Source organism: Actinomadura sp. J1-007 (genome assembly GCF_009793335.1).
Classification (GTDB): domain Bacteria; phylum Actinomycetota; class Actinomycetes; order Streptosporangiales; family Streptosporangiaceae; genus Spirillospora; species Spirillospora yumaensis.
Genome location: NZ_WING01000002.1, coordinates 116,863 through 133,774, shown reverse-complemented (window position 1 = coordinate 133,774; position 16,912 = coordinate 116,863). Strand labels below are relative to the sequence as shown.

Here is a 16,912-nt window from a genome sequence, read left to right as displayed (position 1 = left end):
CGGCCCGGTCAGTCCAGGGAGGTCAGGTCGAGGGGCTTCGCACCGTCGGGGAGCATCACCCTGCGCCGCGGATACGGGATCTCCATGCCCTCCTCCCGGAAGCGGCGGTGCAGGCGCTTGAAGAACTCGTGCTTGATGCGGAACTGGTCGCCGAACTCGCTGGTGCGCAGGATGACGGTGAAGTTGATGGCCGACTCCGCGAAGGTGTGGAAGCGGACGAGGATCTCGGCCTCCTTCACGCCGCCCTCGACCTCGGCCATGACCTCCTCGCCGACCTCGGTCGCGATGCGCTCGACCTCGTCCAGGTCGTTCTCGTACGCGACGCTCGCCTGGAGCAGCAGGGACATGTCCTGCGCGGGGCGGTGGTAGTTGGTGAGGATCGTGTCGGAGAACCGCGCGTTCGGGATCACCTCGATGTTGTCCGACAGGGTGCGGATCGAGGTGTTGCGCCAGTTGATGTCGACGACGTAGCCCTCCTGGCCGCTGCTCAGCCGGATGTAGTCGCCGGGCTCGATCGTCTTCGAGGCGAGCACGTGCACGCCCGCGAACAGGTTGGCGAGGGTGTCCTGGAGGGCGAGCGCGACCGCGAGGCCGCCGACGCCGAGGGCGCCGAGCAGCGGCGTGATCGACACCCCGAGGCTCTGGAGCATGATCAGCACACCGACGCCGAGGACGATGACGCGCGTGATGTTGGCGAAGATCGTGACGTTGCCCGCGACGCCCTGGCGGCCGAGCGCGACGGAGGTGACCACGCCGGCGATCAGCCGGGCGAGGGCCAGCGACACCGCGAAGATGGTCAGCGCGGTCAGCACCTTGGCGGTGACGTCGAGGGTGCCGCGCCGCAGGTCCAGGACGTTCGCGGCGGCCCACGCACCGGTCAGCACCGCGACCGGCACGGCGAGGTCGCGGATCAGGCGCGCGGCCAGGTCGTCCCAGGCCCAGCGGGTGTCCCCGGCGCGCTTGAACAGCCGGGAGGTCAGCAGCCGCAGCACGACCGCGATGGCGAGCGCGACCACCATGATGACGGCCGCCGCGATGACGTCCCTCCACTGCAGATGATCAGGCATGACGCACCTCGCGCCCACGCGCCGGCGACTCGGGCATGGTGTGGATCTCTCCCTCCGGGCGCCCGCGGGCGCCCGTGATACTGGCGTACGCCGCGATTGTTCGCTTTGCCAGGCTGGTCCGGATATCGCCCGATCGTAGTGAACCCCGTGGCGTCCCCGGGCACGGTCGCCGTCTCCGCCGCGGGCGGCGCCGTCTACGATCGATCGGGTGGTAGGCGTGGGAATGATGCGCCGTCTGGGGGTCGCGGCGCTGGGACTGCGGAACGGCCCCCACCGGGTGACCGTCGAACGGGACCTGGAGGTGCCGACCGGCGACGGGGTCGTGCTGCTCGCCGACCGGCACGCGCCCGTCGGCGTCGAGCGCCCGCCGACCGTGCTCGTCCGCTCGCCGTACGGGCGGCGCGGGCCGTTCGGGCTGATGTGCGGGCAGGCGTTCGCCTCGCACGGGTTCCAGGCCGTGGTGCAGAGCGTGCGCGGCGGCTTCGGGTCGGGCGGGGTCTTCGAGCCGCTCGACGAGCGCGAGGACGGCCTCGCCACCATCGCGTGGCTGAGGGAGCAGCCGTGGTTCGGCGGCACGTTCGCCATGCACGGGCCGAGCTACCTCGGGTACGTGCAGTGGGCCGTCGCCGCCGAGGCCGGGCCCGAGCTGAAGGCGCTGTCGATGCAGGTGACGGCCTCGACGTTCCGCGACGCGGTCAACGTCGGCGGCACGTTCGCGCTGGAGTCGGCGCTGATCTGGGTCGACCTCACGGCCCGGATGAAGCACCCGCTGTCGGGCATCACCACCGGGATCATGTCGCCGCGCCGCGCCCGCCGCGCCGCGCTGTCGGGCCGCCCGCTCGCCGAGCTCGACCGCCTCGCGACCGGCGAGCAGCAGCGCTTCTTCCAGGACCTGCTGGTGAACGGCCCCGACACCCCGTTCTGGGACCGGCGCGACTTCAGCCCGACCGTCTCCGAGGTGCGCGCGCCGGTCAACATGACCGGCGGCTGGTACGACATCTTCCTGCCCTGGCAGCTCAAGGACTACGCGGCGCTGCGCGCGGCCGGGCACCGCCCGTACCTAACGATCGGCCCGTGGTTCCACGCCGACCAGCGCATGATGCGCGGCTCGGTCGGCGAGTCGCTGAGCTGGTTCCGCGCGCACCTGCTGGACGACCCGTCCGAGCTTCGCGAGCTGCCTGTGCGGCTGCACATCACCGGCGCGGGCGAGTGGCGGGAGTTCCCCGACTGGCCGGTGCCCGGGATGCGCGAGGAGCGCTGGCGCCTCCAGCCGGGCGGGGCGCTCGCGCCCGCCGAGCCGCCCGAGTCGCCGCCCGGCACGTACCGGTACGACCCCGAGCACCCGACGCCGTTCCTCGGCGGGCCCACCCTGCTCGGCGACAACCACCCGGTCGCCGACCAGCGCCGCCTCGAACGCCGCCGCGACGTGCTCACCTACACCTCCGCGGTGCTGGCGGACGACCTGGAGATCATCGGACCGGTCACCGCCGACCTGTTCATCCGGTCCGACCGCGAGCACACCGACTTCGTCGTGCGGCTCTGCGACGTGGCGCCGGACGGCGCGTCGCTCAACCTGTGCGAGGGGATGCGGCGGCTCGTCCCCGGCACGCCGGAGGCCGACGGCGACGGGGTGCGGCGCGTGGCGGTGGAGCTGTGGCCCGCCGGGCACCGCTTCCGCAGCGGCCACCGGATCCGCGTCCAGATCGCCAGCGGCGCGTACCCGCGCGTCGCCCGCAACCCCGGCACGGGCGAGCCGATCGGCACCGCCACCGCGATGCTCACCGCCTCCCAGGAGATCTTCCACTCCCCCGGCCGCGCCTCGTCGATCACCCTCCCGGTCGTGCCCGCCGACGCCCCGGCGCCCCGTCGGCCACCCCGGCCTGACGCCCCCGCGCGCCAGCGCCGCGGGTCCGGGCCGGGGCCCGGTCAGGTCCTCCGGCGGGCGCGGAGGGCGGCGAGGGCGCGGTCGGCGTGCACGTTCATGCGGACCTCGCTCTTGACGACCTCCAGGACCCGCCGGTCGGTGTCGATGACGAACGTCTGGCGGCGGGTCGGCAGCAGCGCGATGCCGCGCTTCACGCCGAACCGGGCGCGGACCTCGCCGTCCGGGTCGGACAGCAGCGGGTAGCCGAACCCGTGCTTGTCGGCGAACTCCTTCTGCTTGCCGACCGGGTCGGCGCTCACGCCGACCGGGTGCGCGCCGGCCTCGGCCAGCTCGGCCGCGAGGTCGCGGAAGTGGCACGCCTCGGACGTGCAGCCCGGCGTCATCGCGGCGGGGTAGAAGAACAGGACCACGGGCCCCTTCTCCAGCAGCCCGCTCAGCGTCCGCCGCTCGCCCGTCTCGTCCGGCAGCTCGAAGTCATCGACCACGTCACCGACGTTCATCGCCATGGCCCGACGCTACCGGCCGCCCGCCGGCGTGCCCAGGGCCGGCGGAGGAGACGGCCGTCACGGGAGCGCGGGACCGCCCGCGCCGTCCGCCGCGGCCGGGCTCGCGGCGGCGGTCAGGAGCGCGGAGATGGCGGGCGGGTCCCACGCGCCCGCGGCGCCGGGGCGGGCGCCGAGGTAGGCGGCGGCGCGGTCGGCGGTCCAGCCGTGCGCCTCGCGCAGGCCGTTGCCGAGCATGGTGAGGTACGGGGCGGTGGGCGCGTTCAGCTCGGCCCGCTCCGCGCCGTCGGGCGAGGTGAACGTGAGCATCGGGTGGCCGTCGCGCTGCCCGACCTTGAGGACGGTCTCGTACCGGCCGGGCCCGAGGCGCTGGCGGCCCGCGGCGAGGACCTCCGACAGGTCCGGGTCCGCGCCGACCTCGCGGCGCATCTCCTGCGCCATGACGTCGCAGAACTGCTGCGCGGACAGCAGGTACGCGCGGGCGGGGGCGCGCCCGGGGAGCGCGGGATCGTAGAACGCCATCCCGCCGCCCCACGTCAGCGACGTGAGAGCGAAGAAGATCCCGCCGGGCAGTGTGACGGCCCGTACGGCGCGGGCGGGGCGCGGGTCGCGGCAGCCGGTGTAGTGGCGCGCGCCGCCCTCGGGACGCCCTCCGGCGAGATAGCAGGCGAAACGGCTCGTGTAGAGGTTGGAGCCGTACGCCACGTACCACACACGTTCCTCGTCCACGGGCGCGATTATCCCGGCCGCGTCAACTCCTGGAGGGGTCCGCCACCCGCGCCAGGAAGAGCGGCTCGCCGGTGCGGACGTCCCTGACCAGCAGCAGGTAGGGGCGGTCGAACGTCACCTCGCGCGGGGCGGGCGCGGGCGCGGACCCGGCCTGCACGCCGCTGCCCGTCGCGGCGGCGGCCTCGGTGCCCTTCTCGTCCACCAGCAGGGTCGCGGCGTGGACGACGAATGACAGGCGAGTGGCCTTGGGCGAGAGGCCCGTCAGGTCGGGGGCGGTGAACAGGCTTCCCATCCCGAGCCCGGTGAGGATCGGTCTCAGGTCGGCCTTGGCGCGCAGCTCGACCTTGGGGATCTCCAGCTCCACCCGTTCGGGCGCGAGCGCGGCGGTGATCTCGCCGATCGCGCGGGCGTCGATCGCGGGGCATGCGGGCCGCGCCTGCGCCTGCGGCTTCGCGGTACGGGGCGCGTCCGGCAGCAGGGCGGTCATGCTGAGGCGTCCGCCGACGTACGGGAGGTCCACGGCCGTCCAACCCCTGGCGCGGGCGTACCCGTACGTGCCGCCCCGGCTCATCATCGGGGTCCGGATCGTCCGGCCCGCCGCGGTGGTGAACCGTTCGGGAGCGGTTTCCGAGCGCTTGAACTCCCCCGCCCAGCGGGCCTTGAGGTAGGTCGCGTCGGTGAGCACCCAGCCGGTGTCGTCGTCCACAGCGCCGGACGGGAGGAGATCGGAGATCTTGCCCTGCGTGGCCCGCTCGACCCCGTCGTTGATCGTACGGCGCGCGCCCTCGGGATCGGCCCGGATGTCGAGCTGCTTCAGGACGGCGCCGTAGCCGGTCGCGACGCGGGAGAGGTACGCGTCGTCCGGCTTCAGCGCCTTGTCGGACCACACCTGGTCGGTGGTGCTGACGGTGACGTTCTTGCCGTTCAGGCCCCTGAGCGCCTGGTCGCGGGCGCGGAGCGCGGGGAGCGCGCCCGCGGGGTCCGCGGACCCGGCGCCGCCGCCGGGCAGGTGCAGGGCGCGGGCCATCGTCCGGGCGGTCTCGCCCTTCGCGCCCAGGTAGACCATGCCGAGGCCGCTCGCGACACTGCTGGGTGACAGCACCACGTTGGCCGATGGGTCCTTACGGCACCAGGCGTCCAGCACGTCCAGCCCGAACGCCGTGTCGCCCCGCGCGGCGGCCCTCGGATCGCCCGCCGGAACGTTCAGCGGGGCCGCCCGCAGGACCTCGGCCTCCTGCGCCGGGGCTCCGCACGCCGCCGCCAGCCCCGCGGCGGTGAGGGCGGACGCCGCCGCGGCCCCGCGCAGCGCCCTCCGGGAACGTCGGTCTCCTGTGAGTCCCGTCACTCTGATCGGCGGGGCGTCCGACCGTCCCGCGGGCGGGACAGAGCAGGGCTTTTCGGGGCTAGAGCGCGGAAAACGCATGATTCTGGGACGTGGCGGCGGAGGCCACGGTTCCCTTGCGTCCGCGCCCGTTCGGCGTGCGGATCGGGGCCGGAAGGTTTCGTCCGGTACCCCGGCGGATAGACAATGAGGCGAGCGGTGTCTAAGACGCAGATACCTCCAGGCCACCCCTGTGCCAAGCCGGAGGACTCGTCATGCAGCACCAGCCTCTCAACATCGCCCTCGTGTCCGCCTCCGACCTCGACGGCGAGCACGCGAGCACGATCCACGTCCGTGAACTCGCCCGGGCACTGGCACGCCCCTCGCGGGACTACGAACAGGGCAACCACGTCACGGTCTTCGCGCGGCGGCAGGACGGCGCCGCGCGCACCCGCACCAGGCTCGGGCCCGGCGCCGCGCTCCAGTACATCGACGCGGGCCCCGCGCGGCCGCTGCGCGACGCCGAGGCGCTCGACCACGTCCGCGACTTCGCCGACGGGCTGCGCAGGCGCTGGAGCGGCGCCGGGCGGCCCGACGTCGTGCACGCGCACGGCTGGGTCGCGGGCCTCGCGGCCTGCGCCGTCGCCCGCGAGCTCGACATCCCGTTCGTGCAGAGCAACCACGGCCTCGCGCTGAGCGAGCGGCGCGCCGGACGCCCGGTGCACCCCGCGCGGGCCCGGCTGGAGAAGGCGATCGGGCGCGGCTCGGACGCCGTGCTCGCCGGGCACTCCGACGAGGCCGACGAGGCGGTGCGGATGGGCGTGCCGCGCAAGAAGATCGCCGTCGTGCCGTACGGGGTGGACGCCGAGCAGTTCGCCCAGAACGGGCCCGCCATGCCGCGCGGCGACCGCGAGCGCCTGGTGATGGTCTGCCGCGACCTGGAGGCCGGCGACGTCGCCACCGCCGTCCGCGCGCTGGCCCACGTCCCGGACGCCGAGCTGGCGGTCGCGGGCGGCCCGGCCCGCGAGGACCTGGAGAACGACCCGGTCGTGCACCGGCTGCGGCTGCTGGCCAAGGAGCTGCACGTCGCCGACCGCGTGATCTTCCTCGGCCGGCTGCCCCGCAGGTCGGTGCCGAAGCTCCTGCGCACGGCCCGGCTGGCGCTGTGCCTGTCCCCCACCAGCCCTCCCCCACCGCGCCGCTGGAGGCCATGGCCTGCGGCGTCCCGGTCGTCGCGACGCCCGCGGGCGGCAGCGCCGACGAGGTCCTCGACAAGATCACCGGGCTGCACGTCCCGGCCGGGCGGCCCGTGGCGATCGCCCGCGAGATCCGCCGCCTGCTCGCCGAGGAGACCACGCTGCACGGCTACTCCATCGCCGCCGGCGACCGCGCCCGGTCCCGCTACTCCTGGGACCGCGTCGCCGCCGAGACCCTGCGGCAGTACGCCAGGCTCCTGCCCGAGCCGGTCGTCGAGGAGGACCCGGCCGAGGCCGCCGCGGACGAGGCCGACGCCGACGCCGAGTCCGCCTCCGACACCGCCTCGGGCGAGGAGTTCGGCGAGGACGCCGCCGCGGCCGACCGCTCCGGACTCGCCGGCGCGCTGATGAGCTGACGAGCCGATGAGCTGACGAGCCGACCGGCCCGCACGCTCCGGGCCCCCGGCCCCCAGGTCCGACCCCGCCTGGGCCCGGGGGCCCGTCCATGTCCTCACCAGGTGGGATACTGTGCGACATGGCCCTGACACCTCCCCCCGTCCACGCGGCGGCCCCGTGCTGATCGGCAGGGCGGACGAGCTGCGCGAGCTGACCGCGGCGCTCGACCGCGCCGCCGCCGGGAGCGCCGGGGTCGTCCTCGTCAGCGGCGACGCGGGGGTCGGCAAGTCCTACCTGGTCGGCGCCCTCACCCGGGCGGCCCGGGAGCGGGGCTGCGCCGTCCTCGTCGGGCAGTGCGCCGAGCTCGGCGAGAGCATGCCGTACCTGCCGCTCACCGACGCGCTCTGGACGGCCGCGCGCGCCGGGTCCGAGGAGTCCGCCGCCGTGCGGGCCGCGCTCGACGCCCGGCCGGTGCTCGCGCGGCTCCTGCCGGACGGCGAGGGCGGCCCCGACAGCGCGGCCGAGCTCGGCCAGCAGCAGCTCTTCGGGGCCGCGCTCGGGCTGCTCGGCGTGCTCGGCCAGGAACGGCCCGTCCTGCTCGTCCTGGAGGACCTGCACTGGGCCGACCGGTCGACCCGGCACCTGCTGACCTTCCTCAGCCGGGTCCTCCAGCGCGAGCGGGTCTGCCTGATCGGCACGTACCGGTCGGACGACCTGCACCGGCGGCATCCGCTGCGGTCCGTGGTCGCCGAGCTGCTGCGGCTGCCGAACGTCGCGTCCGTCGATCTGAAGCCGTTCGGGCCCGGCGAGACCGCCGAGTTCCTCACCGCCCTCGCGCACGGGAGCGGGGCCCCGGGCCCCGCAGGCGGGCCGGGCTCCGCGCCGGCGCCGTCCGCCGAGGTCGTCGAGCGCGTCCACCAGCGGTCGGAGGGCAACCCGTTCTACGCGGGCGAGCTGTTCGCGGCCACCAGCACCGGGGAGGAGCTGCCGTCCGGGCTCGCCGACCTGCTGCTCGCGCGGGTCGAGAGGCTGTCGGAGGACGCGCAGCGGGTCGTGCGGGTCGCGGCGGTGGCCGGGCGGCGGATCGACGACGAGCTCGTACGGCAGGTGTCCGGGCTGGACGAGGCCGCGGTCGGGGAGGCGCTTCGCGAGGTGGTCTCGCACCAGATCCTCGTCCCGCAGGGCACCGCGGGCTACACGTTCCGGCACGCGCTGCTCCGCGAGGCGGTGGACACCGACCTGCTGCCGGGCGAGCGGACCCGCCTGCACGCCGACTTCGCGCGCAGGCTCGCCGACATGCCGCCGGGCCGCCGCGGCTCCGCCGCCGAGCTGGCCCACCACAGCCTCGCCGCGCACGACCTGCCCGCCGCGTTCGCCGCGTCGGTGCGGGCGGGGCACGAGGCCGACCGGCTGGGCGCGCCCGCCGAGGCGTACGAGCACTACGACCAGGCGCTGTCCCTGTGGGACGCGGTGCCCGACCCGGAGAAGACCGCCGGCGCCGACCGGATCCGCTTCTCGCTCTACGCCGTCCGCGCGTACGGGCGCGCCGGGGAGCTGCGCCGCGGGGTGTCGCGGCTGCGGCGGCTGCTGGAGGCGGTCGACCCGGCCGACGTGCGGCTCGGCGTGACGATCCGCGAGCACCTCGCGAGCTACCTCGGCGAGGCCGACGAGGACGAGGAGGCGAGGGAGATCGCGCGGACGGCGGTCGGGATGCTGCCCCCCGACCCGCCGACGAGCGAGCGGGCCGCCGCGATGGCCACGTACGCGCGGTGCCTGATGCACCGCGACCGCGAGGGCCTGCTGCCCGGGTTCGCGGAGGAGAGCATCGCGGCGGCGCGCGCCGCCGGGGCCCGCGACGCGGAGGCGAGCGCGCTGGTCACGCTCGGGCTGTTCCGGGAGTCGCGCGAGGCGGACGACAGCGTCGCCGAGATCTTCGCGCGGGGCCGCGACCTCGCGCTCGCCGACGACAACCATCCGGTGGCGCTGCGCGCGATGTACCACTACGCGCGGACGAAGTTCGACCGCGGCGACCTGGTGGGGGCCGCGGCGGCGGTCGAGGACGGCATCCGGGTGACGATGGCGAACGGGCTCGGCTGGAGCACGTTCGGCACGACGCTGCGGTGCCTGCACTACCTGATCGCCTACACGAAGGGCGACTGGCAGCGGGCCGAGCGGCTCGCCGAGGACTTCGGGGTCCAGGTCGTCCGGCCGCCGGAGGCGCAGGTCTCCGCGTACGCGCTGTTCCACGAGGTCGCGCGCGGCGACGCCAGCGTGGACGAGCGGCTGCGGTGGATCGAGCCGCTGTGGTCATCCGACGCGTTCCTGACCTACATCGCGCGGGGGCTCGCCGCCGAGCACTTCCTGTGGCGCGGCGACCCCGGCACGGCGCTGGCGCACGTCGAGGCCGTTCTGGAGTGGGCCGACCTGCACGAGACGGGCAACATCCGGATCGCGACCACCGGGCTGTGGGCGCACGCGGAGATCGCCGCGCGGGCCAGGGCGGCCGGGGACGGCGAGGCGGCGCGCCGGTCCGAGGCCGCCGCCGACCGGCTGCTGGAGCTGGCGCGCCGGACCGTGGCGGCGACGTACGACGGCGTGCCGCGGGCCTGGCTCGGGTTCGAGGGGCACGCGTGGGCGGCCCGCGCCGAGGCCGAGCACCGCCGCGTGCACGGCGTGCACGACGTGGACCTGTGGCGCACGAGCGTCGAGTCGTTCGTCTACGGCGGCGGCGAGGGGTTCGTCTACGAGGTGGCGAGGTCGCGGTGGCGGCTCGCGGAGGCGCTGGCCGAGAACGGCGAGCGCGGCGAGGCGGCCGCCGAGTGGGCCGCGTCCCTCGCGGCGGCCGAACGGCTCGGGGCCGCGCCGCTGGCGTCCGCGCTGAAGGATCTCGGCAGGCGGGCGCGCCTCCCGGCCGGCGCGCGTCCGCCCGCGGAGGCGGCGCGGCCCGGCGGGACGGGCGGACGGGCCGCGCCGGGCGCGGTCGCCGTCCTCACCGTGCGCGAGCGGGAGGTGCTGAAGCTCGTCGCCGAGGGCCGCAACAACAAGGAGATCGCCGCGACGCTGTTCATCTCGCCGAAGACCGCGAGCGTGCACGTCTCCAACATCCTCGCGAAGCTGGGCGTCACCAGCCGCACCCAGGCCGCGGCCGTCGCCCACCGCGAGGGGCTCTGATCCACTGGGCCCGTCCGCCCGGCGCGGGTCAGCGGGGCGGGGCGGGCCAGCGGCCGGGGATCAGCGGCAAGTCCAGGGCGGTCAGCAGGCCGGAAGGGGCCCGCACCACGGCGGGGACGGCGTTGACCAGGCGCATCGCGGTCGCCTTGAGCCCGGCGGTGTTGTGGTCGCCGTCGCTTCCGAGGAGCCGGAGGTCCAGGGTGTAGTTCGGCTCGCCCTTCACCTCGACGCGGTAGCACCCGGCCCCGGAGGGCTGCGGCCAGTCGGGGCCGAGGTCGCCGCGGAGCCTGGTCACGTGTTCGAGGACGATGGCGGGGCGGCCGCCGACGACGCCCCTGACCTCGAAGCGGAGCGCGGCGGCGGTGCCCTTCTCGATCGTCCCGCTGGAGACCTCGAACGTCTCGGGCGCGGGGAGGCGGGTGTGCCACTCGGTCACCTCGTCCAGCGCGACGCCGAGTCCCGCGGCGATCTGCCGGACGACGCTGCCCCACGCCATCGTGAGCACGCCGGGCTGGAGCAGCATGGGCGTCTCGTCCAGGGAGCGGCCGAAGCCCATGATGTCGAACAGGACGGTGCCCTGGTCGTAGGTGGCGTAGTCGAGGATCTCCAGGCAGCGGACCTCGTCCACGCGCTCGCTGATGCCGGTGAGGGCGAGCGGGAGGACGTCGTTGGCGAAGCCCGGGTCGATGCCGTTGACGAAGATGGACGCGTCGCCGTCGGCGGCGGCCCGGCGCACCGGGTCGGCCATCTCGGGCGGGACGACGCCGTCGGGGAACTGGAGGAACACCGGGCTGCTGGAGACGACGTTCGCGCCGGAGCGCAGGATGCGGCACAGGTCGTCCAGCGCCTCGAAGATGCGCACGTCCGCCATGGCGGTGTAGACGACGCAGTCGGCGCCGAGCGCGAGGACCTCCGCCTCGTCGGTGGTGGCCGCGACGCCGGTCGGGGGCAGGCCGCCCGCGAGGTCGCCGGCGTCCCGGCCCGCCTTCGCGGGGTTGGAGACCCAGACGCCGGCGAGTTCCAGCTCGGGGTGGGCGATGATCCCGGCGAGGCTGTTGCGGCCGACGTTGCCGGTGCTCCATTGGACGACGCGGTAGGTCACAGATCCTCCAGGCCGAGGTCGAGGTTGGGGGCGTCGATCCCGCCGTCCACGCGCAGCACGGAGCCGGTCACGTAGGCGGAGGCGGGGGACGCGAGGTAGAGGACGGCCGCCGCCACGTCCTCCGGGTCGCCGACGCGGCGCAGGGGCGTGCCCGCCTCCATCCGGCCGCGCAGCTCGTCGCTGGAGGTGACGATGTCGAGCGCGGACGTCGCGACCGAGCCCACGGCGATCGCGTTGACCCGCACCTTCGGCGCCAGGTCGTACGCGGCGAGGCGGGTGTAGTGGGCGAGGGCGGCCTTGGCGCTGCCGTACGCGAGGTAGCCGCGGCCCGCGATCCGGCCCATGGCCGAGGAGATGTTGACGACCGCGCCCCGGGTCCGCAGGAGGTGCGGGACGGCGGCGCGGGTCAGGGCGTGCGCGGTGCTCACGTTGAACTGGAACGCGTTCTCAAGATGCCGCGGCGCGGTGTCCAGGAACGGCCGCGGCATCGTGCCGCCCATGTTGTTGACCACGATGTCCAGGCGGCCGAACACGTCCGCCGCGCGGGCGGCGAGGGCGGCCGTCTCCTCCGGGTCGCTCAGGTCGGCGGGCACGACGAGCGCCCGGCGGCCCGCCGCCTCGATCTCCGCCGCGACCTTGCGGAGCTGGTCCTCGGTGCGGGAGGAGACGACGACGTCCGCGCCCGCCTGGGCGAGCGCCACGGCACTGGCCGCACCGATGCCGCGCCCCGCCCCGGTGACGACCGCCGCCTTGCCCTCGACACGGAACCGTTCCAGGATCACGCCGCCTCCTCCGGCCGGGTGCCGCCAGCGTAGGCCGAACTAGAACACGTTTCAATGGAACGGCCGGGACGGCGTTCCCCGGGCGGGGATCTTGGCCGGGGGTCAGGCCAGGAAGTCGTACTCGGCGCCCGCGCCCGCCCGCTTCGCGGCGCGGTACGCGGTCCACGCGACGGCGAGGTCCTGCCACGGCAGCCCGACCGGCGCGTACACGGTGATCTCGCCGTCCTTGACGCGGCCGGGGACCTGGCCGCACAGCACGTCGCGGAGCGTGCCCGCGGCGTGCTTGACGTCGAGCCCGGCCCCGGCGAGCACGCCGATCTCGACCGCGAGCGCGACGTCGTCCACGACGACGCGGGAGCCGAGGAGCAGGCCGGCGCCGAGCTCGGCCTTGCCGGGCTCGTCCGCGCCGAGCGAGGTGACGTGCGTGCCGGGCGCGACGTCGGCCGCGTCGAGGATCGGGCGGCGCGCCCAGGTGGCGAGCACGGCGATCTCCGCGCCCCGGACGGCGGCGCGGGGGTCGGCGGCGACGGACGCGGTGAGGCCGAGGCGGGCGCCGTGCCGTTCGGCGAAACCGGCGGCGCGGTCCGCGTCGAGGTCGCAGACGGTGAGGCCGCGGACGCCGCGCAGCTCGGACAGGCCCCGCATCACCAGCTCGGCCTGCGCGCCCGCGCCGACCACCGCGACCGTCGCGGCGTCGCGGCGGGCGAGCGCGTCGGTGCCGAGGGCGGCGGCGAGGCCGGTGCGCCAGGCGGTGACGGTCGCCGAGTCGAGCAGCGCGAGGGGCTCGCCGGTGTCGAGGTCGTAGAGGCCGACGACGCCGCGCAGCGCCGGCCGCCGTCCGGGGAACTTGGCGTTGACCTTCACGGTGTAGGCCGGGACGTCCTCCATCAGCCCGGGCAGCAGCGCGGTCGCGGTGCCCTGGCCGGGCAGCGGCGTGATCACACGGCGCGGCCCGACCTCGCCCTCCTTCGCCGCGAAGCCCCGGCGGAGCGCGGCCAGGCAGCGTTCGGCGTCGAGCAGCGACTCCAGATCGGAACGGTTCAGCAGCAGCGTCACCGGCCTATCTTCGCGTCCCGCCCCACCTGGCGTCGAGTTGGGATATTTCACCCGGCGGGCAGGCCGGCGAGGGCGGCGGCGGCGCCGAGCGCCCCGGCGGCGAGCAGCGCGCCGACGACGCCGCGCCGCAGGACGGCCAGCCAGAGCGCGGCGGCGGCGAGGACGCCGTACTGCCACGCGTGGCCGAGGGCGAGCGCGAGCGGCAGCGCGGAGCCGGCGATGGCGCCGACCACGGCGGGCCCGGCGCCGTCCAGGAACGCCTGCACGGCCGGGCTGGCCCGCAGCCGGTCGAAGCGCGGCCCGCCGAGCAGCACGAACGCGAAGGACGGGGCGAACGCGACGGCCGAGGCGAGCAGGCCGCCGCCGATCCCGGCCGCCGCGTACCCGACGACGGCGACCGTCTGCACGACCGGGCCCGGCGTGATCTGCCCGAGCGCGACGGCGGTGGTGAACTCGCCCGCCGTCATCCACCGGTGGTTCCCGACGGCCTCCGACTGCATCAGCGGGATGATCACGAACCCGCCGCCGTACGACAGCGCGCCGACCTTGAACGCCACCCACGCGAGCGCGCCGGTGCCGGAGAGCGCGGGCAGGGCGGCGGCGCCGAACGGCAGCGCGCGGGCGGCGCCGTCCGGCCGGCGGCGGATCCCGGTCTCGGCCAGACCGCAGGCGAGCAGCACGAGCACGAGGTACGGGCCGACGGCCACGGCGGCGACGGCCCCGAACGCCAGGTACGCCGTCCACCGCGCCCGGGAGCGCGCGCGTTCGCGGCTGGCGGGGAGCAGGTCGAGGGCGGCGCGCACCGCGACGGCGGCGACCGCCGCGCCCGCGCCCGCCGCCGCGCCCCGGACCGGGCCGGGCGCCCGCCCGGACAGCAGCAGCGCCGCGAGGGCGAGGATCAGCAGCAGCCCGGGGACGATGAAGCACAGCCCGCCGACGACCGCCCCGGCCGCGCCGCGCAGCCGCCACGCGCAGAAGATCGCGAGCTGGGTGGAGGCGGGGCCGGGCAGCAGGTTCGTCGCGGCGATCCCGTCCTCGAACTCGGCGGCGGACAGCCAGCGGCGGTCGCGGACGACCAGCGCGCGCAGCAGCGTGATGTGGGCGGGCGGGCCGCCGAAGCCGACGCAGCCGATCCGCCCCCACTCGCGGGCGATCACCGCGAGGCCCGGCGGTCCGGGCCCGGGCGCCGCCGGCTCCGGTTCCGGCGCGTCCCGTCCGGGTGTCCCGCCCACCCCGCGATGCTATTGCGGCCGCTGGCGGGCGGAGGTGAGCGACTCCCACTCAGTCATCCAGTCGCGCCCCTCGTCGTCGATGAACGATCCGGGCGGCGCCTCGACGTGGTGCTCCCTCAGCCACGCGCCGGGGCGGCGCATCGCGGGCCGCGGGCCGCCGTCGCTCGGCATGAGCTGCGGCGGGATCGGCGCGGGCATCGACGCGGGCGCGGCGCCCTCGCTCTCGATCTCGGCGAGGTCCTTCTCCTCGGCCATCCCGATCGGGCCCTGGCGGCGCGCGTTGAAGAACTGGTTGACCGCCGGGTGGGTGCTGGACAGGATCATCTCCCTCGGCCCGAACATCACCAGGCCGCGCCGGAACAGCAGGCCGAGGTTGTCGGGCAGCACGCGGGCCGTGCCGATGTCGTGGGTGACGATGAGGAACGTCGCGCCCATCTCGGCGTTCAGGTCGACGAAGAGCTGGTTCAGGTAGGCGGTGCGGACGGGGTCGAGGCCCGAGTCGGGCTCGTCGGCGAGGATCACCTCGGGGTCGAGGACGAGCGCGCGGGCGAGCCCGGCGCGCTTCTTCATCCCGCCGGAGATCTCGCCGGGCAGTTTCCCCTCGGCCCCGAGAGGCCGACCATCTCCATCTTCTCCAGGACGATGCGCCGGATTTCGGCCTCGCCCTTTCTCGTGTGCTCGCGCAGCGGGAAAGCGATGTTGTCGTAGATGTTCATGGAGCCGAACAGGGCGCCGTCCTGGAAGAGCACGCCGAACTTGCGGCGCAGCTCGTACAGGTCGTTCTCGCGCAGCCGCGGCACGTCGCCGCCGCCGACGAAGACGTGGCCGCGGTCGGGGCGCAGGAGCCCGACGAGGTTCTTGAGGAAGACCGACTTTCCCGTCCCGGACGGTCCCAGCAGGGCGGAGATCTCACCGGCGGGGATCGTGAACGTCACGTCCTCCCAGATCACCTGCCGCCCGAACGACTTCCTGAGCCCTTCCACACGGATCTCGACACCCATGGCGACTCCCAGGCGGGGAACCCGGGGGCGGGTGGTCCGCGTCTTACGTCCGGCCCCCGCCGCCTCGACTGTACGACGCGGCGGGCCGCGCGGGGAGGCCCAGCGCGGCGGCGGCGGTCACGCTTTGTCACCGGATGATAAACGGGGGCAAAGGTGTCATCCTCCCGGAATCGTTCGCCCCTCCCCCACCCAATGTGACAACTTTTTGTGGTGGGTTGAGCACTTTTCCGCCTATCCCCGTACTTCCTGATCTTCCACCATGTGCGTGACCTCCGGTGCGCCACAAGGGCACACCCGCTCCCCTCTGGAGGCTCAGTGAAGAACCGCCATGCCCGCATCCGCGGCGGCGCCGCCATCGGCGCGGCGACCGGCCTGATGGCGACCACCCTCATCGCCGCCGGGTCCGCGTATGCGACCACCGGGGCGCCCGCCGGACCGGCGGGGCCCTCCCCAGCCCCCAGGCCGACCAGGCCAGGGTGGCGAGCACGCTGGCCGGGAAGCTCGGCTCCCGCACCGCCGGCGCCTACATCGACCAGGCCACCCGCAAGCTCGTGGTCACGGTCACCGACGCCGGGGCCGCGAGCAGTGTGCGCTCCGCCGGCGCCGAGCCGAGGACGGTCGCGCGCAGCGGCGCCGACCTGAAGAAGGTCATGGCCGCGCTCAAGCGCGACGCGACCGTGCCCGGCACCGCCTGGGCCGTGGACCCGGCCTCCAACCAGGTGGTCCTGTCCATGGACAGCACGGTCAAGGGCGCGAAGCTGGCCAAGGTGAACAAGGCCGCGGCGGCCCACGGGCAGGCCGTCAGGACCGCGAGGGTCGCGGGCGAGTTCCGCCCGTTCACCAAGGGCGGCGAGGCCATCTGGACCAACGGCGGGCGCTGCTCGCTCGGGTTCAACGTGAAGAAGGGCAGTGAGTACTACTTCCTCACGGCGGGCCACTGCACCGAGATCGGGACGACCTGGTGGTCCGACCAGGGGCACACCCAGAAGCTCGGCGACACGGAGGAGAGCAGCTTCCCCGGCAACGACTACGGGGTGGTGAAGTACTCCTCGGCGCCCGAGGACACGCAGGGCGTCGTCAGCCTGTACGGCGCGGGCGACCGGGACATCACCGGCGCCGCCGAGGCGACGGTCGGCATGTCCGTCCAGCGCAGCGGCAGCACCACGCAGGTGCACGGCGGCCAGGTCACGGCGCTCAACCAGACCGTGAACTACGCCGAGGGCACGGTGACCGGGCTGATCCGGACCACGGTCTGCGCCGAGCCGGGCGACAGCGGCGGCTCGCTGTTCTCCGGGTCCAGCGCGATCGGGCTCACCTCGGGCGGCAGCGGCAACTGCAGCTCCGGCGGGACGACCTTCTTCCAGCCGGTGACCGAGCCGCTCAACCAGTTCGGTCTCCAGGTCTACTGACGGACGGTCGCTCGGCAGCCCCCCGCCACTGAAAGCGGCGAGCCTTCGCCATGAGGCGCCTC

The 16,912-nt window shown here is 75.1% G+C and carries 13 protein-coding genes and 2 pseudogenes; 5 read left to right on the top strand and 10 right to left on the bottom strand.

The genetic code is table 11. From position 1 onward, the window contains the following. Positions 1–8: 8 nt before the first annotated feature. Entirely contained in the window at positions 9–1,067 is a 1,059-nt protein-coding gene (locus GEV43_RS34610; protein ID WP_160825017.1) for a mechanosensitive ion channel family protein, read from the bottom strand. A 223-nt stretch (positions 1,068–1,290) separates the two neighbouring features. Here GEV43_RS34610 and GEV43_RS34605 point away from each other — a divergent pair. After that, a pseudogene (locus tag GEV43_RS34605) lies at positions 1,291–2,901 on the top strand (CocE/NonD family hydrolase); the annotation flags it as partial. A 92-nt stretch (positions 2,902–2,993) separates the two neighbouring features. Here the strand turns inward: GEV43_RS34605 and GEV43_RS34600 are convergent. The 3 genes from GEV43_RS34600 to GEV43_RS34590 form a co-directional block, all read right to left on the bottom strand. Further along, entirely contained in the window at positions 2,994–3,452 is a 459-nt protein-coding gene (locus GEV43_RS34600; protein ID WP_160825998.1) for a peroxiredoxin, read from the bottom strand. Between the two features lie 63 nt (positions 3,453–3,515). Continuing rightward, positions 3,516–4,184, bottom strand: coding sequence for a histone deacetylase (locus GEV43_RS34595; RefSeq protein ID WP_309240089.1), 669 nt, complete (start codon positions 4,182–4,184; stop codon positions 3,516–3,518). A 22-nt stretch (positions 4,185–4,206) separates the two neighbouring features. Beyond that, a complete protein-coding gene (locus GEV43_RS34590; RefSeq protein WP_309240088.1) occupies positions 4,207–5,529 on the bottom strand; it encodes a serpin family protein in 1,323 nt (440 codons plus the stop codon). 251 nt (positions 5,530–5,780) lie between these two features. Here GEV43_RS34590 and GEV43_RS53425 point away from each other — a divergent pair. From GEV43_RS53425 to GEV43_RS54235, 3 genes and pseudogenes are all read left to right on the top strand, one after another. After that, positions 5,781–6,620 (top strand): annotated as a pseudogene (locus GEV43_RS53425) (glycosyltransferase); the annotation flags it as partial. 95 nt (positions 6,621–6,715) lie between these two features. Then, entirely contained in the window at positions 6,716–7,117 is a 402-nt protein-coding gene (locus GEV43_RS53420; protein ID WP_254715906.1) for a glycosyltransferase, read from the top strand. Positions 7,118–7,274: 157 nt separating this feature from the next. After that, positions 7,275–10,268, top strand: coding sequence for a helix-turn-helix transcriptional regulator (locus GEV43_RS54235; RefSeq protein WP_160825015.1), 2,994 nt, complete (start codon positions 7,275–7,277; stop codon positions 10,266–10,268). Between the two features lie 28 nt (positions 10,269–10,296). Here GEV43_RS54235 and GEV43_RS34575 read toward each other — a convergent pair whose 3' ends face one another. The 6 genes from GEV43_RS34575 to GEV43_RS56565 all read right to left on the bottom strand — a co-directional run bounded on the left by GEV43_RS34575 (position 10,297) and on the right by GEV43_RS56565 (position 15,441). Beyond that, positions 10,297–11,370, bottom strand: a complete 1,074-nt coding sequence (locus tag GEV43_RS34575) for a diacylglycerol kinase (RefSeq protein WP_160825014.1) — start codon at positions 11,368–11,370, stop codon at positions 10,297–10,299. Then, the gene (locus tag GEV43_RS34570) at positions 11,367–12,152 is read right to left on the bottom strand and encodes an SDR family oxidoreductase (protein WP_160825013.1); all 786 of its coding nucleotides are present in this window, start codon (positions 12,150–12,152) and stop codon (positions 11,367–11,369) included. Before GEV43_RS34570 ends, GEV43_RS34575 begins: the two co-directional genes overlap by 4 nt. Positions 12,153–12,254: 102 nt before the next feature. Beyond that, positions 12,255–13,208, bottom strand: coding sequence for an ornithine cyclodeaminase family protein (locus tag GEV43_RS34565; protein WP_160825012.1), 954 nt, complete (start codon positions 13,206–13,208; stop codon positions 12,255–12,257). 47 nt (positions 13,209–13,255) lie between these two features. After that, positions 13,256–14,440 carry a chromate efflux transporter gene (gene chrA / locus GEV43_RS34560; RefSeq protein WP_160825011.1) on the bottom strand — a complete coding sequence of 395 codons (1,185 nt, stop codon included), beginning with the start codon at positions 14,438–14,440 and terminating at the stop codon, positions 13,256–13,258. 9 nt (positions 14,441–14,449) lie between these two features. Further along, positions 14,450–15,010: a hypothetical protein gene (locus GEV43_RS56570; protein WP_375539117.1), complete on the bottom strand. Its 561-nt coding sequence runs from the start codon at positions 15,008–15,010 to the stop codon at positions 14,450–14,452. Next, a complete protein-coding gene (locus GEV43_RS56565) occupies positions 15,007–15,441 on the bottom strand; it encodes an ABC transporter ATP-binding protein (protein WP_375539116.1) in 435 nt (144 codons plus the stop codon). The genes GEV43_RS56570 and GEV43_RS56565 overlap by 4 nt, the downstream gene beginning before the upstream one ends. Positions 15,442–15,917: 476 nt before the next feature. Between GEV43_RS56565 and GEV43_RS34550 the strand changes: the two genes are divergently transcribed. Next, positions 15,918–16,850, top strand: coding sequence for a S1 family peptidase (locus tag GEV43_RS34550; protein ID WP_160825010.1), 933 nt, complete (start codon positions 15,918–15,920; stop codon positions 16,848–16,850). The last annotated feature ends 62 nt before the right edge of the window (positions 16,851–16,912 follow it).

Coding starts and splice junctions, on each gene's coding strand:
- GEV43_RS56565 (WP_375539116.1), bottom strand. CDS start 15,441: ATGGGTGTCGAGATCCGTGTGGAAGGGCTCAGGAAGTCGTTCGGGCGG.
- GEV43_RS34600 (WP_160825998.1), bottom strand. CDS start 3,452: ATGAACGTCGGTGACGTGGTCGATGACTTCGAGCTGCCGGACGAGACG.
- GEV43_RS56570 (WP_375539117.1), bottom strand. CDS start 15,010: ATGAAGAAGCGCGCCGGGCTCGCCCGCGCGCTCGTCCTCGACCCCGAG.
- GEV43_RS53420 (WP_254715906.1), top strand. CDS start 6,716: ATGGCCTGCGGCGTCCCGGTCGTCGCGACGCCCGCGGGCGGCAGCGCC.
- GEV43_RS34610 (WP_160825017.1), bottom strand. CDS start 1,067: ATGCCTGATCATCTGCAGTGGAGGGACGTCATCGCGGCGGCCGTCATC.